At 42.3% G+C, this 20954-nt stretch carries 21 protein-coding genes; 20 read left to right on the plus strand and 1 reads right to left on the minus strand.

Features of this window, described 5'->3' with window-relative positions:
• Positions 1-78: 78 nt before the first annotated feature.
• Positions 79-1752, minus strand: a complete 1674-nt coding sequence (locus DWX32_RS16625; protein ID WP_118594518.1) for an AAA family ATPase — start codon at positions 1750-1752, stop codon at positions 79-81.
• Between the two features lie 437 nt (positions 1753-2189).
• Here DWX32_RS16625 and DWX32_RS16630 point away from each other — a divergent pair, with 437 nt between their 5' ends.
• The 20 genes from DWX32_RS16630 to DWX32_RS16730 all read left to right on the plus strand — a co-directional run bounded on the left by DWX32_RS16630 (position 2190) and on the right by DWX32_RS16730 (position 20943).
• On the plus strand, positions 2190-2402 hold the full coding sequence (locus DWX32_RS16630; RefSeq protein ID WP_118594517.1) for a hypothetical protein: 213 nt from the start codon (positions 2190-2192) through the stop codon (positions 2400-2402).
• A gap of 13 nt (positions 2403-2415) precedes the next feature.
• Positions 2416-2697, plus strand: coding sequence for a hypothetical protein (locus tag DWX32_RS16635; RefSeq protein ID WP_118594516.1), 282 nt, complete (start codon positions 2416-2418; stop codon positions 2695-2697).
• A 37-nt stretch (positions 2698-2734) separates the two neighbouring features.
• Positions 2735-4069 carry a hypothetical protein gene (locus DWX32_RS16640; protein WP_147398225.1) on the plus strand — a complete coding sequence of 445 codons (1335 nt, stop codon included), beginning with the start codon at positions 2735-2737 and terminating at the stop codon, positions 4067-4069.
• A gap of 528 nt (positions 4070-4597) precedes the next feature.
• The gene (locus DWX32_RS16645) at positions 4598-7657 is read left to right on the plus strand and encodes an SrtB-anchored collagen-binding adhesin (protein ID WP_118660654.1); all 3060 of its coding nucleotides are present in this window, start codon (positions 4598-4600) and stop codon (positions 7655-7657) included.
• A 234-nt stretch (positions 7658-7891) separates the two neighbouring features.
• Positions 7892-8218, plus strand: a complete 327-nt coding sequence (locus DWX32_RS16655; RefSeq protein ID WP_002317736.1) for a YdcP family protein — start codon at positions 7892-7894, stop codon at positions 8216-8218.
• A gap of 14 nt (positions 8219-8232) precedes the next feature.
• The gene (locus DWX32_RS16660) at positions 8233-8616 is read left to right on the plus strand and encodes a YdcP family protein (protein ID WP_002317735.1); all 384 of its coding nucleotides are present in this window, start codon (positions 8233-8235) and stop codon (positions 8614-8616) included.
• Positions 8617-8820: 204 nt separating this feature from the next.
• The gene (locus tag DWX32_RS16665; protein WP_002317734.1) at positions 8821-9432 is read left to right on the plus strand and encodes a helix-turn-helix domain-containing protein; all 612 of its coding nucleotides are present in this window, start codon (positions 8821-8823) and stop codon (positions 9430-9432) included.
• Between the two features lie 67 nt (positions 9433-9499).
• On the plus strand, positions 9500-10891 hold the full coding sequence (locus tag DWX32_RS16670) for an FtsK/SpoIIIE domain-containing protein (protein ID WP_118660676.1): 1392 nt from the start codon (positions 9500-9502) through the stop codon (positions 10889-10891).
• Entirely contained in the window at positions 10888-11292 is a 405-nt protein-coding gene (locus DWX32_RS16675; RefSeq protein ID WP_118660656.1) for a hypothetical protein, read from the plus strand. The genes DWX32_RS16670 and DWX32_RS16675 overlap by 4 nt, the downstream gene beginning before the upstream one ends.
• A gap of 253 nt (positions 11293-11545) precedes the next feature.
• Positions 11546-12745: a MobT family relaxase gene (gene mobT, locus DWX32_RS16680; RefSeq protein WP_002319753.1), complete on the plus strand. Its 1200-nt coding sequence runs from the start codon at positions 11546-11548 to the stop codon at positions 12743-12745.
• A gap of 6 nt (positions 12746-12751) precedes the next feature.
• The gene (locus tag DWX32_RS16685; protein WP_002317730.1) at positions 12752-12895 is read left to right on the plus strand and encodes a DUF3789 domain-containing protein; all 144 of its coding nucleotides are present in this window, start codon (positions 12752-12754) and stop codon (positions 12893-12895) included.
• Positions 12892-13113 carry a hypothetical protein gene (locus tag DWX32_RS16690; protein ID WP_002317729.1) on the plus strand — a complete coding sequence of 74 codons (222 nt, stop codon included), beginning with the start codon at positions 12892-12894 and terminating at the stop codon, positions 13111-13113. Before DWX32_RS16685 ends, DWX32_RS16690 begins: the two co-directional genes overlap by 4 nt.
• 84 nt (positions 13114-13197) lie before the next feature.
• Positions 13198-13389: a hypothetical protein gene (locus DWX32_RS16695; protein WP_002317728.1), complete on the plus strand. Its 192-nt coding sequence runs from the start codon at positions 13198-13200 to the stop codon at positions 13387-13389.
• 121 nt (positions 13390-13510) lie between these two features.
• Positions 13511-13723, plus strand: a complete 213-nt coding sequence (locus DWX32_RS16700) for a hypothetical protein (RefSeq protein ID WP_002317727.1) — start codon at positions 13511-13513, stop codon at positions 13721-13723.
• On the plus strand, positions 13720-14217 hold the full coding sequence (locus DWX32_RS16705; protein WP_002317726.1) for an antirestriction protein ArdA: 498 nt from the start codon (positions 13720-13722) through the stop codon (positions 14215-14217). Before DWX32_RS16700 ends, DWX32_RS16705 begins: the two co-directional genes overlap by 4 nt.
• Positions 14218-14232: 15 nt before the next feature.
• Positions 14233-14739: an antirestriction protein ArdA gene (locus tag DWX32_RS16710; RefSeq protein WP_002317725.1), complete on the plus strand. Its 507-nt coding sequence runs from the start codon at positions 14233-14235 to the stop codon at positions 14737-14739.
• A gap of 163 nt (positions 14740-14902) precedes the next feature.
• Positions 14903-15301, plus strand: coding sequence for a conjugal transfer protein (locus DWX32_RS16715; protein WP_118660658.1), 399 nt, complete (start codon positions 14903-14905; stop codon positions 15299-15301).
• Complete coding sequence (locus DWX32_RS16720) at positions 15279-17729, plus strand: ATP-binding protein (RefSeq protein WP_117557166.1); 2451 nt, start codon at positions 15279-15281, stop codon at positions 17727-17729. Before DWX32_RS16715 ends, DWX32_RS16720 begins: the two co-directional genes overlap by 23 nt.
• The gene (locus tag DWX32_RS16725) at positions 17729-19939 is read left to right on the plus strand and encodes a CD3337/EF1877 family mobilome membrane protein (protein WP_118660660.1); all 2211 of its coding nucleotides are present in this window, start codon (positions 17729-17731) and stop codon (positions 19937-19939) included. Before DWX32_RS16720 ends, DWX32_RS16725 begins: the two co-directional genes overlap by 1 nt.
• A complete protein-coding gene (locus DWX32_RS16730) occupies positions 19936-20943 on the plus strand; it encodes a C40 family peptidase (protein WP_002317721.1) in 1008 nt (335 codons plus the stop codon). The genes DWX32_RS16725 and DWX32_RS16730 overlap by 4 nt, the downstream gene beginning before the upstream one ends.
• The last annotated feature ends 11 nt before the right edge of the window (positions 20944-20954 follow it).

The following is a 20954-nucleotide window of genomic DNA, read 5'->3' on the forward strand; positions in this document are numbered from 1 at the left end:
CTCACCACCCTTGCATATCATAGAAGAATCTTATTTACAGACTTTTTCTCACAGTCTCTCATAGACAGAAAAACTGCATCAGACAATTTTCTCACGAAGAACCTCCACCTTACATTCATGAAGTTTTTTGATATCGTCTTTATGGTAAGCAATACCCACCGCGAGAATACGACCGGTATATTCCGCTTTTTCGCCAAATTTTCCTTCAAAACGTAATGCATACTGCCGGTCTTTGATTTGCTGGATGGCTTCATCAGCAGAGTGGTTAACTTTTAATTCTATGATAATGGCATCATCATTTTTTTGAAATGGATAGAAAATAAAATCAACATAACCGATACCGGCTTTATCTTCCCGTTCAATACGATAAAAATCTAAAGCCTTCAAATATACCCAGCGAATGATAGAAGCCAGTTCCGCTTCATTGTTATACAGTGTCAGCGGGCTGTGGGTGTTGTGTGCGTATTCCAGCAGTTCGGCCATTGTTTTCGTATCGCCGGCTTTTGTAGCTGCAAGCATTCGGCCGGATTCTTTCGCAAGCTTGTAAACATTTCCAAGGGATGGTTCTCTTTGAATTACTTCGGCAAATTTGTCCATCAACTCTTTGTTTGGTATGGATATATAACCCTTGGAATAATTTAAAAATCCATAGACTACCATGGCAGAAAAAATTTCATCTTTTGTTTTCAGTTCCATAGACGTTGCCGCATATTCCTGAATTTTGGCAGGAACGGGAATGTCGGCGACCATAAGAGCAATATCATCTTTTACAGCATCTACATTTGCGCCGATATAATAGAAAATTTCATCGTACGGACCAGAACTTGTCCAGTAATTTCCCAATTGATTGTCACTTAAAGCCCCTACGACAGAGCGTGGGTTATAGAGTTTTTTTCCGCCTGCGGTCTGATAGCCATCGTACCATAATTCCAATCCTTCCCGCGTAACGGAAGGATTTTTTTCTATTTGCAAATATCTTTGATATAACAGATTGACTTCATCGTCCGTGAACCCAAAATATTCGCTGAATTTTGCGCGGGTTGCCATAGAATATTCAAAAAACATGTTCAGTTCAGAACCGCTGGAATATTTTGCAATTGGCAAAATACCGGTCATATAGGCCATTTCTACATAAGCTTTATCTTTCAGAAGATTGCTCAGAAATTTGGTATAGGCAGTCTTATCTGCATCGGTCATATAAGGCTGATGATAAATGTAATCCCACTCATCTAATATAAAAATAAATTGTTCCTGGTTACAATATTCGTAAATTCTGGTCAACGCATCCCATACCGAGTCCTCTTTTTCAATCGCAGCATCTGGGTAAGCTTTTTGCAGATCCAGAAGCAGCGTTTTTTTTATGCGGTTTATATAATGGTTATAATCGGTGATTTCAGCAGGAATCTCATTGAACATGATATGAATCACATTATGCTGGTTTAAGTGCTTTTGATACCAGGGATACTGAGAGACAGCTAATCGATCAAAAATTTTACTGCTGTCAATTCCTCTGCCAAAGTAGGAAGCAATCATATTGGCCATGACGGTTTTTCCAAACCTGCGCGGTCTGGTAATCGCCACATATTTTTGACTGTTTTGAGAATTCAAAACGGTTTTTTCCGGATCATAATCATCTGATTCAACGAGTGGAACAAGTTCTTTTAAGATAGAAGATTTATCTATGAAATAGGTTGATAGACAATCTCTGCGAAATAATCCAAAAGCACTGCTGCTGTTTAGATAGATTCCCATCGGGGGTATTTGCTCCTTTCTAAATGGAAGTGTCTGCATGATTTACAGACATAGCTACGAATAAAAGTCAAATCTAAAGATATCTTAACCTTATCATAAAGGGCATTTGATTACAAGGGAGAAAATGTTACTGTTCACAGGTGTCCTGCGAACAGTAACGTAAGCAGCCCTCATTTAGAGTTTTGCTTCGCAAAAGGAGGGCTGTTCACACCTGAATCACATTCTTACGTACCTGAACAGCAAGTGTTCAGGTACTGAGTGAACATTAACGAGAAAATTCATCTGACAGATGAATGAAAAATATCCGTTTTCATCTGACGGATGAATGCGAAAAGGTAAGGAGTGTGGTACCCTTGTTTTAAGGATACCTGACGAAAAAAACAGCAAACAGCGAAGGAAAGCAGCCTTGCGCTGAAGATTGGAAGGGGAGATATAAGATGAAGGAAGCTGTTTTAAACAAAATGAATCCGAAGGAAAGAAAAATCCTGGAAGCAGAATTGCAGAAAGTGTACACAAAACAGACGCACTCTTTCCGGGATGCAGGAAAAGCGGTCTGGAATACAAAAGGAATCCGCGAACTTCTGGACGGATGCACCGAATACGCTGGTTGCTATTTTAAGTGGCAATATTGCACTATTGCAGGCATTTGAAAAGGAAAGACAAATGGAAGAAGAGGATGAAGAAGAAGACCTTGGCTGGAAGGAAGAATTTGCCCCTTGTAGGAGCAGAAAGCTGCCTTGCTATACGATAGGCCGGGAAAACGTTTCGAAAAAATTCTGTATTCCAAATGTACTCACCGCACTCATTCTCTCAGGGGATATGGGAATGCTGGAATATGGTTTCGACCATTACAAACTGGAAAACCCGGTAGTCTGCAGGGGCAAAATCGAAGCATTGGGAGAGGCGCTTCTTTATGGAGATGAAACAAAAAGAACAGGAAATTAACAAGAGAAAAAAGAGATTATTATGGAAGGAAAAACGAATGAAAGAGACAGTCTTAAATGCAATGAACCCAGTAGAAAGAGAGATTTTTGAGAAAGAACTGCAGAAAGTACACCTGAAAAAATCCACAGCCTTAAATGATATCGGAAAAACAGTCTGGGATACGAAAAAGATCCGGGAACTCCTGGATCAGGACGCAGAACTGGAAGAAATCAAGAGATTCTTTGATGAAAATCAACTGAAACCAGACCAGTATAACCGAAATGCCATTCCGCTGGCCGCCTATACTTACTGGTATGGAAGAGGCTGCGGCAGGGAAGATGTCTGCCTGTGGGCACTCGAATCTGCCACAACGATTGACGGACTTCTTCAGGTACAGGAGTCGTCCCATCTGGAGAAAATTGCAAAGAAATTTATCAGCATGGATAAATACGGTGTCGTTGCGTTCCGAAAGATGTATCTTCATGAAGAACTGTGCTGGACCGATGCGCCCAATTATCTGGCGGCTGTGATGAGCGGAAACGTTTCCCTGCTGCAGATGTTTGAAGCAAAAGACGAGGAAATGACGGAAGAAAATATGGAGTACTGGGAATACACCTGTGAATGGGATCGTATTCCGGGAGCCAGAAAAACCTATTACAGCATTCGCCGGGAAACGATTGTCGGAGATTTTTATATCCCGGGTATTCTCACAGCGGCGATTCTGTCCGGCAGTCCGGAGATGCTGGATTACTGCATCGACCATTATGATATCGATGGCGCAAGCCTGGCGTACGGAGAAAAAGAGGCACTGGGTCAGGCAGTTGCCGGTGCGGGGAAAGAGCTGACAGAATACATGCTGGAACACTACACAGGATTAATCGAATTTGCAGAGCCGGATCAGGTGATGAAAGCCGGAAATGTGCCGCTGCTGCGTTATCTGTTAGAGACACATTTCGAGCATCTGAACTGGTATGCAACTCTGTTTTTCAATCTGAGAGACATACGGACACCATACATGTCAGCACCGGGATTTCCAAGAGACGTCGATACCGATGTGGAAATGTACCGTGCTTTTTTGGAATGGGAGAGTCCTGCATTTTCCATGGACTTTATTATCGGCCAGATGCGCGCGGAACTGGCAAAGCCGGCAGAAAGAGAAATTGATCTGAAGTATTACGGAGAACAGGAGATACAGAAAACTTATAACGTAAACGGTCTGTTTTCCAAAAAAATGGCGCGTGAATGGGAAAAAGTGCCAGGATGCGAGGAACGCCAGGAAAGATTGCTTGAATTCTACCAGGAACTGGGCGGAGAAGTAACAGAAGAACTTGAAAAATTAGCCAATCGCGTAGAGAACAGCAGATTAATTGATGGGCTGTTTGAGAATTTTTGAAAAAACAACAGGGACAGAGAAAAAGAATTCTGTAGTGGACGCTGGAGCGTGTTTGAAAAATCATTTCCGCAGTCTGCATGCCCCGCTTGAGGTATAGGAAGAACGCATTTACCCCGGAAGAAAAGAAATTTCTCTTCCGGGGTAAATGCGTTTTAAAGAAAAGCAAAATGAAATGGAAGAGAGAAGAGGACAAACATGACATTAGAAGAATCATATGAAATTTATAATAACTATTATCAGAATATCACAATAAAAAGTCCAATTATCCCCTAAAAACCTAGCTGTATTCGCTTTTATAAGGGTTCAAAACATTCATTTTACTACTAATTTACTACCTGCGAGCGAGCCTTGATACGTTGATTTAACCCGATTTAAGAAGTTATGAATACAGCACATCAGTATTGAAACAACAAAAAATTGAATATTTCATAGACTATGGAACGCCTAAAAATGACGTTCCTTTTCTATTTCCAGCCGTTCTTTATGGACGGCTATTTTATTACCCAAAATGAAAGGAGCATTAGATTTATGAAAAAGATATTGAAACGATTGTGTACGGGCGTACTTGCCCTAGCGACTGTCGTTACCACCTTACCGAGTACAACCGTTCATGCAGAAAGTAAGCAATACTGGACGCAATCCAATGAGCGTGTCGGTATCGTTGAAAAAGTAATGAATGACGGTTCGATTGGTTCTACCTTTAATGAGGGGCATTTGACCGTTGAGGGCGAGGGCGCTTATTGTATCGACATTAACACAGATTTTAAGAACGGCTATAAGACCAGAACTGACGCAAGCTCACGCATGACTGCCGACCAGATAAGCGACGTTGCCTTATCCATTGAATATGTAAAACAGTACACAGACAGCCACAGCGGAATAAGCAACAATCACGCCTACCTTTTAAGACAGCTTGTGGTCTGGCAGAGATTAAGCGTTCATCTGGGCTGGCAATGCGACAACGTGCGAGCTTCTTATGATGAAATACCAAAGGCAACGCAGGACGAAGTTTTCGCAGGGGCGAAATCCTTTGTCAAAGAGAATAAAGGACGTTATGAATGTGGCGGTTATATCTACTCTGGCGAGGGGCAGGAACTAGGACAGTTCTGGGCGAACTTAAACGTCGGAAATGCCACCTTGAAGAAATCTTCTAGTAATGCCAGCATTACAGACGGTAACGGGAATTACTCTATCGCTGGTGCAACTTACGGTGTCTTTTCTGATAAAGACTGCACGAAACAGCTTGCTACCCTTACGACTGATAGTAACGGCAATACAGAGATTGTAGAGGTCAAAGCAGGAACAGTTTATATCAAGGAATTATCCGCTCCGAAAGGATATAAGGTTGATGATACGGTCTATTCCTTAAAGGTAGAAGTCGGAAAAACAGCGACCTTGAATGTATCTGATACACCGAAAGTAACAGACACTTTGATTGAGCTTTTCAAAATCGACATGGAAACACAGAAAGACAACCCACAAGGGAACGCTTCTCTGGCAGGTGCGGAGTTTACATGGAAATATTATGACGGTTATTACAACAAGAACAATCTTCCAGAAAAAGCTACTCGTACATGGACGACAAAGACAATCGCTGAAAAGGACAGCGACGGTACAGTCCATTATGTTACAAAATTAGCTGACGCATACAAAGTATCTGGCGACAGCTTCTATATGCAGGACGGAAAAGCGGTTCTTCCTTTAGGAACGCTAACCGTTGAGGAAACAAAAGCTCCAAACGGGTACTTATTGGACGGTGCATATATGCAGGCTGGCGATAAGTCCGAACAGATGAAAGGCTTATATGTAACACAGATTACCGAGGACGGCAACCTTGCCGTATTATCTGGAAGTAACCAGTTTTCCGTATCAGACAAGGTTATCCGTGGCGGTGTCAAAATTCAGAAACGAGATTTAGAAACTGGCGATACAAAGCCACAAGGAAGTGCGACCTTGAAAGATACTGCCTTTGACATCATTTCCTTAAATGATAATGCGGTATTGGTTGAGGGCAAGCTATACAAGAAAAATGAAGTGGTAAAGACAATCCATACGGATATTGAGGGTATCGCTTCTACTTCTGCCGACCTCTTACCTTATGGAAACTTCCGTATCGTTGAGAGTGAAGCTCCCGACGGTTACTTGACTGACGGTGCAAAACCGATTGATTTTACAATCACAGAAAATGGAAAAATCGTTGATTTAACCGACGCAACCCATTCTATCTACAATCAGATTAAGCGTGGCGATATTGAGGGCGTAAAAATCGGTGCAGGAACACACAAGCGTCTTGCTGATGTTCCGTTTAGGATCACAAGCAAGACGACGGGAGAAAGTCATATCGTGGTAACTGATGATAACGGACAGTTCTCTACTTCTGCTGAATGGGCTAGTCATAAGCACAATACCAACGCAGGAAAGACCAGTGAGGACGGTGTGTGGTTTGGAACTTCTGAACCAGACGACAGCAAAGGGGCATTGCCTTATGATACTTACATCATTGAAGAATTGAGATGTGAAAGCAATAAGGGTTTTGAGCTTATCCCACCATTTGAAATCGTAGTATCAAGAAATAATCGTGTGATTGATTTAGGAACTTTGACTGATGAATACGAAAAAGAAATCTCAATCCATACCACAGCAACCAGCAAGGACGGCGAAAAGACAATCCTTGCAGGAAAAGAGGTAACAATCGTTGATACCGTCAAGTTAGACGGTTTGAAGAAAGGCACAAAGTATCAGCTTGTAGGCTGGCAAATGCTGAAAGAAGAAAACGCCGAGCTTATCATTGACGGAAAGCGTGTAGAAAATGACTATACCTTTGTCGCTGATGATGAAGCTATGAAAGTGGAAATTTCCTATACATTCAATGCGTCCGAGCTTGGCGGTAAAAATCTGGTAACATTCGAGGAATTATACGATTTGAGCAATCCAGACGAACCCGTAAAAGTTGCGGAACACAAGGACATTGAGGACGACGGGCAAACGGTATTGATTACCGAACGTATCATCAAGATACATACAACCGCTACCGATAAAGACGGCAACAAAGAGATTGAAGCAGGAAAAGACGTTACAATCGTTGATACGGTTACTTTAGAGGGCTTGGAAATCGGTACAAAATATCAGCTTGTAGGCTGGCAGATGTTGAAAGAAGAAAATGCTGAGCTTATCATTGACGGCAAACGTATAGAGAATGACTATACCTTTATCGCTGATAAAGAAAGCATGAAAGTAGAGATTGCCTTTACCTTTGACGCTTCTTCTCTTGGCGGTAAACAGCTTGTAACCTTTGAAGAATTGTATGATGTAAGCAATCCAGATGAACCGAAAAAGGTTACGGAACACAAAGACATTGAGGACGACGGACAGACGGTTACTATCAAAGAAGTACCCGAAACGCCCGAAGAACCCAAAGAACCAGAGAAGCCAGAAACACCACAGACACCCGATACACCAAAGAAAACAGACAGTCCAAAAACGGGCGACAGTACCAACCTTTACGGACTGCTTGCACTTCTTCTGACTTCTGGTGCTGGGCTGGCTGGAACATATCTTTACAAACGCCGTAAAGTGAAAAAATCATAAGGCGGTAACGATATGATGAAAGAAAAATCACGTTCTCCACCGAAGCTGTCAAACAGCAGACTTCCTCTTATTCTGGCTTGTCTGCTAACAACCTGCAAGAACACGGATAGTCAAGGGTGCGAAGCATACAGTTTACCCTTTACTATCTGTGGGATTGCTGGTACTTCCTTAACCGCCAGAATAAGAAATAGAACAAATCAATCAAAACAACAGAAAGAAACGAGGTAAAACAATATGGAATTAAAATATGTAGTGCCGAACATGGCACAGACTTTTGGAAACTTGGAATTTGCTGGGGAAAACAATGTAAACCAGCAACGCTTGAACGGACGCTTTATGCCCGTATCAAGAAGCTATAACTTGTACTCTGATGTGCAGAGAGCCGACGACATTATCGTAACCATTCCAGCGAAAGCAGGCGAAAAGCACTTTAAACCAGAGCAGAGGGTAAAACTTATCAATCCGAAGATTACCGCTGACGGTAAAAATGTCAAAGGACGTGGCTTTACAAACTATATTTTAACGGCTGATGATATGTTGCCAGTCGAGGAAAGCAAGTAAGGGGGTAAATGATTATGAGATTAGCAAACGGTATTGTATTAGACAAAGAAAAGACATTCGGAACATTGAAATTCTCTGCACTTAGACATGAGGTGCGAGCAGAAAACGACGACGGCTCAACCAGTGAGGAAATCACAAGAAGAACCTATGATTTAAAATGCAGTGTGCAGGAACGCATGATACAAGTGTCAATCCCTGCGGATATTCCAGTCAAGGAATATCCGTATAATGCAGAGGTGGAGCTTGTCAATCCCGTAGCCGATACGGTGGCAAATGCCAACTATCGAGGTGTGGTTGTGGACTGGTATATCAAGGCTGATGATATTGTCTTGAAGAACAAAGGCAATCAAACTGGCAATCCACAGAACCATACACCGCAGGGACAACCGAAGAAATAAGTTGATACATTAGGTTTTCATTGTAGCGATTGTGAAAAATTGTTATAATGTGAATATGTTGAAAGCACGATTTATAATCAAAAATATTTGAATATTTCGCAAAAAACACGATTGCAACTGTCAGTTGACATATTTCCATTCCTAAATGGTGGCTGTGCAACTGCCAATATTGGTACAATAACCATGAAGAAAGGAGTGCTAAAAATGAATATGTCAGACAGAATACAATATTTAAGAAAAACGAAAGGAATATCACAAGAGGAACTTGCTGATAAAGTTGGTGTTTCAAGACAAGCTGTTTCTAAATGGGAAAGTGAGCAAAGTACACCAGACTTAGAAAAAGTAATTATAATGAGCGATTTTTTTGGAGTAACTACTGATTACATTCTAAAGGGCATTGAGCCAGTTAATGATAAAGAACAAAAGAGTAAAGAGATTGCAAGTAAAATACTTTATATCTCATCAACAGCTTTTGTTGCTATTGGGTTACTCTGTGCTTTTGGTGGCTGGTATGAATTGCAAACAATGGAAGTTGTTGCAGGTTCAATGATTATTCAAGCGGTAGGAATTATTGGGTATTTTATTGCAAGAATATTATCAGAAGAAAAAGCAACATTTTATGTAAGTTGGTTTAATATAATTGGGATTACTTTTATGCCTATTTCTATGATTACGGGATATATTTCTATCCTTGTTTTCAAACAAGGCTGGGTAGCACCTTATCCAAATGGAATATTTCATACTTTAACTTTCATATTACTATTCTTCGTGGTTTTAGTTGCAAGTTATACTATTCTAAAAAAGCAAGCAAAATAATTTTATGTTCATTAAGCGGTTAGTCATTACGATTGACCGCTTTTTCCATGCAAAGAAAGGAGCATTTATGACATTCTATAAATACAAGGGAAAGCGTATCAGAGCCAGCGACAAAGGCTTAGTATATCGTTTCTGTGCTGGTACACTTCTGTTTGTATTCGTGGCAGTTCTTTTGCTACTGAATATGAAACAGCTCATGCGTACCGATTGGGAGCATTTCAGCTTGTTAGACAACGGCTTGACGCTTTCCCCTTACAACTTCATAACCATACTGATAGCGACTGGTGTTTGTGCATTGGTCGCTCTTCTGTATTATCGTTTCTGCTATGACAGTTTCAAGAAACTATTACACCGTCAAAAGCTGGCACGAATGGTACTGGAAAATAAGTGGTATGAAGCTGATACCGTACAAGACAGCGGTTTTTTCACTGACCTGCAAAGCAGATCAAGGGAAAAAATCGTCTGGTTTCCAAAGATTTATTATCAAATGGAAAAGGGACTGCTCCATATCCGCTGTGAAATTACGTTAGGAAAATATCAAGACCAGCTTTTACGGTTAGAGGATAAATTGGAAAGTGGCTTGTATTGTGAATTGACCGACAAGACCTTACATGACGGATATATTGAATACACCCTGCTTTATGACATGATAGCAAACCGTATTACCATTGATGAAGTACGGGCAGAAAACGGCTGTCTTAGACTGATGAAAAATCTTGTCTGGGAATATGACGCACTCCCTCACGCTTTGATTGCTGGTGGGACTGGTGGCGGTAAAACCTATTTTCTGCTGACGCTCATTGAAGCCTTACTACATACCAACGCTGTCCTTTACATCTTAGACCCGAAGAACGCTGACCTTGCAGACTTAGGAACAGTTATGGGAAATGTGTATCACACCAAAGAAGAAATGATAGATTGCGTCAATTCGTTTTATGAGGGCATGGTACAGCGAAGCGAGGAAATGAAGCGACACCCAGATTATAAGACGGGCGAAAACTACGCCTATCTGGAACTGCCACCCTGCTTTTTAATCTTTGACGAATATGTGGCGTTCTTTGAAATGCTTGGGATAAAAGAAAGTACGAGCCTACTTAGCCAGTTAAAGAAAATCGTCATGCTGGGACGGCAGGCAGGATATTTCCTTATCGTCGCTTGTCAAAGACCAGACGCAAAATATTTCTCGGACGGGATAAGGGATAACTTCAACTTTCGTGTAGGACTGGGGCGTATCAGTGAGCTTGGTTACGGTATGCTGTTCGGTTCAGATGTGAAGAAACAGTTTTTTCAGAAGCGTATCAAAGGACGTGGCTATTGTGATGTGGGAACAAGCGTAATAAGTGAATTTTACACGCCGTTAGTCCCAAAAGGACATGATTTTTTACAGACAATCGGCAGGCTTGCAGAACAAAGACAAGTCATGCCAGAACAACAAGAAAAGGAGAATAAAACATTATGAGTTATATGGAAATGGAATTAAGAAATGAAACGGGAGAAGCAAGCACAAAAGGGATTTGCCTAAATTTCGGCAACTTCATTGATGACTTGGATTTTTCCAGCGATATGGACTATTACCAATCAGAAGAATACCCGATTGAGCGTTACCATGCGAAAATGAGGGAGCTATTGGAAAAAGCAGAACGCAGACAGCAGGAATTACCGTTACTGTTCTCAATTCCTCTTGAAGAAGAAATGACGTTCTTAAATTGTACGTTCTGTTATCAGTTTATCGTTATGGATAAATCCATATTTATGCGTATGCAACATGAATATGAGCTTGACGAAGAAGCCTTAGAGCTGTGCGAAAACGAGGATATGGACTTCATTGTTTTGTATATGGGTATGAATGTATACGGATAGTCCACCGAAACGGCAGGAACGGTCAGCGAAGCGAACCAGACCGTGTATGCCGTTGTTGCTGGTGTGGCGTTAGCCACGCCAGCATATACAAGCCCCTCATTATCTAACAGAGGGGCACAATTACGGCGGAAACTTCCACAAAAACCTTTGCAAGTCCGCATAAAATAAGGGTTTTTCGTACCTTTCGCCGTTTGTGATAAAGCCTTGAAATTATCACAAAATCACAAAAATATCACGACTGGGGGTATGACAACTGAATGAAACTGATTTTCTAACCGCCTTGAAAGAGAAACGCTGTGATTACGGCGTAACGCAGACAAGGCTTGCAATCATGGCTGGTATCAGCCGAGAACATTTAAGCCGTATCGAAGCTGGCAGGGTAACATTGACAGAGGATATGAAACACAAGCTCCTTGAAGCCGTGGAAAAATTCAATCCCGACAATCCTATGTTCCTGCTGTTCGACTATGTGCGTATCCGTTTTCCCACAATGGATATAAAGCACATCATCAAAGATATTCTAAAGCTGAATATCAACTATATGCTCCATGAAGATTACGGGCATTACAAATACACGGAGCATTACTATATCGGGGACGTGGTTATCTACACTTCCGCTGATGAAGAAAAAGGCGTCCTGCTGGAACTGAAAGGCAAAGGCTGTCGCCAGTTTGAAAGTTATCTGCTGGCACAAGAAAGAAGCTGGTATGACTTCTTCATGGACGCTTTGGTTGAGGGTGGCGTGATGAAACGCCTTGACCTTGCAATCAATGACAGAACGGGACTGCTGGATATTCCAGAACTGATTAAGAAATGCGAAAACGAAGAATGTATCTCTAAATTCCGTTCCTTTAAGAATTATGGTTCTGGCGAGCTGGTAAAGCACAACGAAGCGGACAAAGGCGGTATGGGGCATACGCTGTATATCGGTTCATTTTCCAGTGAAGTGTACTTCTGCTGTTATGAAAAGAACTATGAACAGTACGCAAAGCTGGGAATACCGATTGAGGAAGTCCCGATTAAAAACCGCTTTGAGATACGTTTGAAAAATGAGCGTGCCTATTATGCGGTACGGGAACTGCTGACGAATTACGACGCAGAGCAGACTGCTTTTTCTATCATCAATCAGTATATCCGTTTTGCCGATAAAGAACCAGACAAGCGAAAAAGCGACTGGAAAACCAATGCCCGCTGGTCTTGGTTCATTGGTGAGGGGCGACCGCCCGTGAAGCTGACGACAAAGCCAGAGCCTTACACATTGGAGCGGACGCTCAACTGGCTACAAAGGCAGGTTGCCCCGACCTTGAAAATGTTGAAAAAGATAGACAAAGACAATCAGACCGACTATTTGGAAACGATTGAACAGCAGGCAAGGCTGACGGAACGCCACCACCAGATAATCAAGCAACAGACCGCTACGGTTGAGGATATGATTGTCAAGGAAAAGGAGTGATGAAAAATGTGGGAATTAGGAAAAGACTTACTGCTGGTATCGCTTGGAATGGGTATCGGCGTAGTCTTGATGTGTATTATAAGCGTCGGCAAAGAAGCTGACAGACACATGGAAGAAATCAAAGAAAAGAAAGTGAGGACAATTAAATGAATTTCGGTCAAAATTTATATCAATGGTTTTTAAGCAACGCACAGTCATTAGTGTTAATGGCAATCGTGGTAATCGGTATCTATTTAGGGTTCAAACGTGAGTTTTCAAAACTCATTGGGTTCTTGGTGGTTGCCCTTGTTGCCGTCGGATTGGTGTTCAATGCTGGCGGTGTAAAAGACGTGTTGCTGGAACTGTTCAATAAGATTATCGGTGCATAATGATTTTCATTGTAGTGCTGGTATGAAAGTGATATGATTATAGCGAGAAGTAAAAAGATTGGAAGTTAATGAGGTAACAAAGAAATGGATAAAGAAAAAATGAGAAAATTTCATTTAGTGTTATATGGACTTGCTATTCCTATTAGCTTATTCGCTTTATATACATTTATCTTTGTTTTTGATAATGGTATAGGGTGGAAAATTGCGTTAATTGTTATTGGCTTGGGGTGGCTTATATCTGCTATTTCTGGTTTTATAACAAATCTAAAAAAATAGAACAGACGACAAATCCCAGTTTCACAACTTCATACCAGCATACATACAAAGCAGTTAGTCTTAGGATTGACTGCTTTTTTCATACCTAAATTTAAGATTTATCAAGATTGGAAGTGATACATTGAATGATATTTTTACGGATATGCAGGCAAAAATCGGCTGTCAATATATTTCAGACCTGCCCTACAAACGTCGTGCGGTGTGGTTTGAATTAAAGCGTATCTGCCTTGCTGATTATCCGACGAAACAATTAGAAGATTTTACACGCTATGTATTCGGCGTTCCCTATGCCGTCATAGCAGAAGCATTGAAGAAAGGACGTGAAAACGTATGAATGAATTAAGGGTGTGTATCGAAAGCACACAAGCAACCAATGAGGAACTATTGTCCGCATGGTTTACCCTGCCGATTGACGAGGAAGAATTTTTAGAAAAGCTGGGAATAGACGCAGAAAGCGAGAACTACCGCATTGTAGACAAAGCACTCCCCTTTTCTGATGATGTACGGGAAGATACCAGCGTCGAAAGGCTCAATGACCTTTATTCCACCTATGCAAGTCTGCCAGCGGATTTGAAAGAAGATTGTGCGGAGCTGTTATGCTGGTTTACTGACCTTGACGAACTGCACAGCCACCGACACGACATTATCCACTATTCATGGTGTAAGAACATGGCTGATGTGGCGAAACATCTGCTCGACAATGACCCTGCCTTTGCAGAGATTGACGAACGCCTAGTCCGATATTTCGATTTTGAAGCCTACGGACAATATCTGGACGATAACGGACATTTCGTGGAAACGGAACACGGCATTTATGAACTGCCCTAGAAATGAGGTGGTCTGATGAGCATTGATGATATGGCAGTCTATATCGCAAACTTAGGCGATTATGTTGAGGGCGGTGTCAAAGGGGCTTGGTTTCGTTTTCCCTTAAATGAGGAAGAAATTAGAGAACGTATCGGCTTAAACGGACGCTATGAAGAATACGCAATACACGATACTGAAAACTTCCCGATGAAGATTGAAGAATACACGTCCATTGATGAACTGAACCGTATCTATGAACTGATACAAGATTTTCCAGAGGAAGTATTGGATAAGCTGGACGATTTTGTTTCTTATTACGGAAGTGTCGAAGAACTGGCAGACCATATCGACGATATTATCTGCTATTCTGGGTGCAACAGTATGGAAGATGTGGCATACCAAAAAATTTATGAAGAAAATGCACTTGGCGAGATACCGCCTGCCCTCTACCATTACATAGACTGTGAAGCCTACGGCAGAGATATTGAGATTGAAGATTACTTTATCGAAACAAGGTACGGTATGTGTGAAATCAAACGATAAGCTGGAAGATCAGCAACAGCATTGTTGCTACTGACAGCGATTTTATTGAGGGACAGTCTGAAACATGGCTGTCCTTTTCTCATTTAGAACTTACGAAATCCCACAAGGGATACCTCTATGCCGTGAGAAACACGGCAGGAATAAAGAAAGGAGCTGAAAGAACTTGAAAAAGATTAAAAGTTACACGGGTATCTGGAACGTGGAAAAAGTCTTGTATGCCATCAACGATTTTAACTTGCCCTTTCCCGTTACCTTTGCACAGATTACATGGTTTGTGATTACGGAATTTATCATCATTCTGTTTGGGGACTTACCGCCACTTTCCATGATTGAGGGGGCGTTTCTAAAATACTTCGGTATTCCCGTTTTCCTCACTTGGTTTATGAGCCAGAAAACCTTTGACGGCAAGAAGCCTTACAGTTTTTTGAAATCACAGATAACCTATGCGTTGCGTCCGAAAATCACTTATGCAGGAAAAGCCGTAAAACTGGATAAGCAGATACTACATGAAAATATTACGGCAGTAAGGAGTATGAACTATGTTTCCGATAAAATATATTGACAACAACCTTGTCTGGAACAAGGACAATGAGGTGTTCGCTTACTATGAGCTGATACCCTACAACTATTCTTTTCTATCCGCAGAAGAAAAGTTTATCGTGCATGACAGCTTTCGCCAGCTTATCGCACAGTCCCGTGAGGGTAAAATCCATGCCTTGCAGATAGCGACGGAAAGCTCCATACGAAGTATGCAGGAACAATCCAAACGATTAGTAACGGGGAAACTTCGTGAAGTGGCATTAGAAAAAATAGACGAACAGACCGAGGCGTTGGTTTCTATGATTGGGGACAATCAAGTGGACTACCGCTTTTTTCTTGGCTTTAAGCTCATGGTTACGGAAGAACAGCTCAATCTGAAGAACCTCAAAAAATCGGCGTGGCTGACATTTAAAGAATTTCTCCATGAAGTCAATCACACGCTGATGAATGATTTTGTTTCCATGCCGAATGATGAAATCAACCGTTACATGAAAATGGAAAAGTTACTGGAGAATAAAATCTCCCGTCGCTTTAAGGTGCGTCGCTTGGAAATCCATGATTTTGGGTATCTCATGGAACATCTTTACGGCAGGGACGGTATCGCCTATGAAGATTATGAGTACCAGATACCAAAGAAGAACTATAAGAAAGAAACGCTGATAAAATACTACGACCTTATCCGTCCGACAAGGTGTGTGATTGAGGAAAGCCAGCGGTATTTACGATTGGAACACGAGGACAAGGAAAGCTATGTGTCCTACTTTACCGTCAATGCGATTGTCGGGGAGCTTGATTTTCCGTCGTCTGAAATCTTCTATTTCCAGCAACAGCAATTCACATTCCCCGTTGATACTTCTATGAATGTAGAAATCGTGGAAAACCGAAAAGCATTAACGACAGTCCGCAACAAGAAAAAGGAATTGAAAGACCTTGACAATCACGCTTATCAAGCAGGAAGTGAAACCAGCTCAAATGTGGTGGACGCATTAGACAGCGTGGACGAGTTGGAAACCGATTTAGACCAGAGCAAAGAAAGTATGTATAAGTTAAGCTACGTCATACGGGTGTCTGCACCCGATCTTGACGAGCTGAAACGCCGTTGTGATGAAGTCAAGGACTTTTACGACGACCTCAATGTAAAGCTGGTGCGTCCTGCTGGCGATATGCTGGGGCTTCATTCTGAATTTCTTCCTGCCAGCAAGCGATACATCAATGACTATGTGCAGTATGTTAAAAGTGATTTTCTAGCAGGGCTTGGTTTTGGTGCTACACAGCAGTTAGGAGAAAACACGGGTATCTATATTGGTTATTCCGTTGATACGGGAAGAAATGTGTACCTGCAACCGTCTTTAGCTTCGCAGGGTGTAAAAGGCACTGTTACCAATGCGTTAGCGTCTGCCTTTGTCGGTTCGCTTGGCGGTGGAAAGTCGTTTTGCAACAATCTGCTTGTCTATTATTCGGTTCTCTTTGGGGGACAAGCAGTTATCTTAGACCCTAAGAGTGAAAGAGGAAATTGGAAAGAAACACTCCCAGAGATAGCCCATGAAATCAATATCGTAAATCTTACCAGCGACAAGGACAATGCAGGACTTCTTGACCCGTTCGTGATTATGAAAAATGTAAAAGACGCTGAAAGTCTGGCAATCGACATCTTAACATTCCTTACGGGTATTTCCTCTAGGGACGGCGAAAAATTCCCCGTACTTCGTAAAGCAGTTCGTGCCGTTACCCAAAGCGACAAACGGGGCTTACTTCATGTGATAGACGAGCTACGCCGTGAAGATACACCCATATCAAGAAATATCGCAGACCATATCGACAGCTTCACGGACTACGACTTTGCACACCTGCTGTTTTCAGACGGTACGGTAGAAAATGCAATCAGTTTAGATAACCAGCTCAATATCATTCAAGTAGCAGACCTTGTACTGCCAGATAAGGACACGACCTTTGAGGAATACACAACCATTGAATTATTGTCGGTGTCTATGCTTATTGTGATTAGTACCTTTGCTTTAGATTTTATTCACAGCGACCGTTCTATTTTCAAAATCGTAGACCTTGATGAAGCGTGGGCGTTCTTAAATGTGGCACAAGGCGAAACCTTATCAAATAAGCTGGTGCGTGCTGGACGTGCAATGCAGGCAGGCGTTTATTTTGTTACACAATCTTCTGGGGACGTGTCAAAAGAAAGTCTGAAAAACAATATCGGCTTGAAATTCGCTTTCCGTTCTACTGATATTAACGAGATAAAGCAGACCTTAGAATTTTTCGGTATCGACAAGGACGACGAGAACAACCAGAAACGCTTGCGTGATTTGGAGAACGGACAATGTTTATTGCAGGACTTATACGGACGTGTCGGTGTGGTGCAGATACACCCAGTCTTTGAAGAACTGCTACACGCCTTTGATACCAGACCGCCAGTGAAAAGAAATGAGGTGGAGTGATGAAAGAAAGGATAAAAGGTGCGTTCACAAAAAAGAAGATTTTCCACTTTCTCAAAATGGCTCTGTTTGTCGTGGCACTTTCCCTTATCCTGCTTTCACTTCTGGGGACGGTGGCTCATGCGACGGGGCTTGTGGACGATACCATAAACGCAGAAAATCTTTATTCCAAATATCCGCTTTCCAACTACCAGCTTGATTTTTATGTGGATAATAGCTGGTCGTGGTTGCCGTGGAACTGGCTGGACGGTATCGGAAAATCGGTGCAGTACGGGCTTTACTGCATTACCAACTTTGTCTGGACGATAAGCCTTTACCTATCCAATGCAACGGGCTATGTGGTGCAGGAAGCCTACAAGCTGGATTTTATCAACGATATGGCAGACAGTATCGGAAAAAGCATACAGACCCTTGCAGGCGTTACCGAGAACGGCTTTTCTTCTACGGGATTTTATGTCGGTTTCCTGCTTCTCATTATCTTAGTGGTGGGAATGTATGTTGCCTATACGGGACTAATCAAACGGGAAACCAGTAAGGCATTACACGCCGTTATCAACTTTGTTGTGGTGTTCATTCTGTCGGCTTCGTTTATTGCCTATGCTCCCAACTACATTAAGAAAGTCAATGACTTTTCAAGCGACATCAGCACCGCTTCATTGGACTTGGGAACAAAAATCATGCTCCCTAATTCTGACAGTGAGGGCAGGGATAGCGTGGATTTGATACGGGACAGCTTGTTTTCCATTCAAGTACAACAGCCGTGGCTCTTGCTTCAATTTGGCAACAGCAACGCAGAGGAAATCGGGGCAGAACGTGTCGAAGCTCTCGTATCAGCAAGCCCAGAGGACGAGGACGGCGAAACAAGAGAGGAAGTCGTAAAAACAGAAATCGAGGATAACGACAACAACAATCTGACGATACCGCAGGTCATTAACCGCTTGGGTATGGTGTTCTTCCTCTTGTTCTTCAATCTTGGTATCACGATATTTGTATTCTTGCTTACGGGCATGATGATATTTAGCCAGATACTTTTTATTATCTTCGCTATGTTCTTGCCTATCAGCTTTTTACTCTCCATGATACCGAGCTATGAAAGCATGGCAAAGCAGGCAATCGTAAGGGTATTTAATACCATAATGACACGGGCAGGAATAACGCTCATTGTAACGGTGGCGTTTAGCATTTCCAGTATGTTTTACAACATTTCCACAGACTATCCGTTCTTTATGATAGCGTTCTTGCAGATAGTGTGCTTTGCAGGTATCTACATGAAACTGGGCGACTTAATGAGTATGTTCAGCTTAAACGCTGGCGACAGTCAAAGCATGGGACGCAGGATATTCCGCAGACCGTATCTGTTCATGCGACATAGGGCTAGGCGTATGGAACACCGTATCGCAAGGGCTGTTAGTCATGGAAGTATGGTTGGAGCTGGCACGGGTGCAGTTACGGGAGCTATGCTATCGGGTAATGGTTCTTCAAGGAGTAATCCTCAAAAAGATAAACAAACCTTTTCACGAAGCAACACTTCTTCCAGTTTTGGAAATCGTGCAGGCTCAAAGGTCGGTGCTGTCTTAGATACGAAAAATAAAGTGAAAGACAAGGCAAACGCCGTCAAAGAGAATATCAAAGATATGCCGACACAGACCGCTTATGCCGTCCACTCCGCAAAGGAAAAGGCAAAGTCCAGTGTTTCCGATTTCAAGCGTGGTATCGTGCAGGAACAGAAAGAACGGCAATCGGGACGTTTAGAAAAACAGCAACAGCATAAGAAAAATATCGCTGACAAGCGAATGGAACTTCAAAAGGCACAAGAAGCAAGGCAGGAAAGAACGCATACGGACGGATCAGCGACAAAAGGAGCTACCCGTCCACATGAACGACCAGCCACAACCGCAAAGCCGAGCGTGGAAAAAATGCAGGAAGTCAAACGCCCTGCCACAGCGACCACTTCTAAAGCAAGTGAACCAGTCAAGACAAATGCTGTGAAAGAACGTCCGCTATCTTCGGGTGGTTCTGACATAAAAACGACTAAATCTGAACAGCTACTACATAAACAGAATGTAGAAAAGACCGTATCGCAGGAAACACGCCAGAATTACACGAAAGAACGCAGGACAAAGGTTCAACAGACACAAACTACGAAGCAATCGGAAGTAAATACCGAGAAAAACCGTAAGACCGTATTACAGAAAGGACGAAAGAAAAAATGAGATTGAAGCATATCGCCATTATCGGCAGTCTGTTTCCTATCCTCATTTCCATTGTATTGTTTTTCGGGGTGCTGATTAGTGCAGAGGACGACGACGGGGGCGGTAACTATTCTTCTTCCTTTGGTGGTATGAACCTATCCGCAGAAGTGTTGAAACATCAGCCTATGGTGGAAAAGTACGCCAGAGAATACGGCATTTCCGAGTATGTCAATGTGTTGCTGGCTATCATTCAAGTAGAAAGTGGCGGTACGGCAGAAGATGTCATGCAGAGTTCGGAAAGTCTTGGTTTACCGCCTAATTCTTTAGATACGGAAAGCTCAATCAAGCAGGGGTGTAAATATTTTGCGTCCCTGCTTTCTTCCTGCAAAAGTCAAGGTATCGACGATTTGAATGTAGCGATACAGTCCTATAACTATGGCGGTGGCTATGTGGGTTATGTAGCTGGAAAAGGTAAGAAGCATACATACAATCTTGCGGAAAACTTCGCAAAAGAAAAATCGGGTGGAAAGAAAGTAACCTACACCAACCCGATAGCCGTTGCAAAGAATGGTGGCTGGCGGTATGGCTATGGAAATATGTTCTATGTGGAATTAGTCAATCAGTATTTGACTGTTCCTCAAATATCGGGCGAGCTGGCACAAAAGGTTATGAATGAAGCATTGAAATATCAAGGGTGGAAGTATGTGTACGGCGGTAGCAATCCCAACACGTCCTTTGACTGTTCGGGACTGACGCAATGGTGCTTTGGGAAAGCTGGTATCTCTTTACCGAGAACGGCACAAATGCAGTATGACGCAACCCAGCATATCCCCTTATCACAGGCAAAGGCTGGCGACTTGGTATTTTTCCATTCCACCTATGACGCAGGGAGTTATGTAACACACGTCGGTATTGTCATTTCCCCGACACAGATGTACCATGCAGGCGACCCGATAGGATATGCAGACCTAACGAATAGTTACTGGCAACAGCACTTAATCGGTGCAGGACGAGTAAAACAATAGAAAGTGAGGAT

The sequence above is a fragment of the Blautia sp. AF19-13LB genome (assembly GCF_003479105.1).
Taxonomy (GTDB): domain Bacteria; phylum Bacillota; class Clostridia; order Lachnospirales; family Lachnospiraceae; genus Fusicatenibacter; species Fusicatenibacter saccharivorans.

Coding starts and splice junctions, on each gene's coding strand:
- DWX32_RS16625 (WP_118594518.1), bottom strand. CDS start 1,752: ATGGGAATCTATCTAAACAGCAGCAGTGCTTTTGGATTATTTCGCAGA.
- DWX32_RS16630 (WP_118594517.1), top strand. CDS start 2,190: ATGAAGGAAGCTGTTTTAAACAAAATGAATCCGAAGGAAAGAAAAATC.
- DWX32_RS16635 (WP_118594516.1), top strand. CDS start 2,416: ATGGAAGAAGAGGATGAAGAAGAAGACCTTGGCTGGAAGGAAGAATTT.
- DWX32_RS16705 (WP_002317726.1), top strand. CDS start 13,720: ATGAATGAATTAAGGGTGTGTATCGAAAGCACACAAGCAACCAATGAG.
- DWX32_RS16655 (WP_002317736.1), top strand. CDS start 7,892: ATGGAATTAAAATATGTAGTGCCGAACATGGCACAGACTTTTGGAAAC.
- DWX32_RS16640 (WP_147398225.1), top strand. CDS start 2,735: ATGAAAGAGACAGTCTTAAATGCAATGAACCCAGTAGAAAGAGAGATT.
- DWX32_RS16665 (WP_002317734.1), top strand. CDS start 8,821: ATGAATATGTCAGACAGAATACAATATTTAAGAAAAACGAAAGGAATA.
- DWX32_RS16685 (WP_002317730.1), top strand. CDS start 12,752: ATGTGGGAATTAGGAAAAGACTTACTGCTGGTATCGCTTGGAATGGGT.
- DWX32_RS16710 (WP_002317725.1), top strand. CDS start 14,233: ATGAGCATTGATGATATGGCAGTCTATATCGCAAACTTAGGCGATTAT.
- DWX32_RS16660 (WP_002317735.1), top strand. CDS start 8,233: ATGAGATTAGCAAACGGTATTGTATTAGACAAAGAAAAGACATTCGGA.
- DWX32_RS16670 (WP_118660676.1), top strand. CDS start 9,500: ATGACATTCTATAAATACAAGGGAAAGCGTATCAGAGCCAGCGACAAA.
- DWX32_RS16730 (WP_002317721.1), top strand. CDS start 19,936: ATGAGATTGAAGCATATCGCCATTATCGGCAGTCTGTTTCCTATCCTC.
- DWX32_RS16690 (WP_002317729.1), top strand. CDS start 12,892: ATGAATTTCGGTCAAAATTTATATCAATGGTTTTTAAGCAACGCACAG.
- DWX32_RS16725 (WP_118660660.1), top strand. CDS start 17,729: ATGAAAGAAAGGATAAAAGGTGCGTTCACAAAAAAGAAGATTTTCCAC.
- DWX32_RS16720 (WP_117557166.1), top strand. CDS start 15,279: ATGTTTCCGATAAAATATATTGACAACAACCTTGTCTGGAACAAGGAC.
- DWX32_RS16675 (WP_118660656.1), top strand. CDS start 10,888: ATGAGTTATATGGAAATGGAATTAAGAAATGAAACGGGAGAAGCAAGC.
- DWX32_RS16695 (WP_002317728.1), top strand. CDS start 13,198: ATGGATAAAGAAAAAATGAGAAAATTTCATTTAGTGTTATATGGACTT.
- DWX32_RS16645 (WP_118660654.1), top strand. CDS start 4,598: ATGAAAAAGATATTGAAACGATTGTGTACGGGCGTACTTGCCCTAGCG.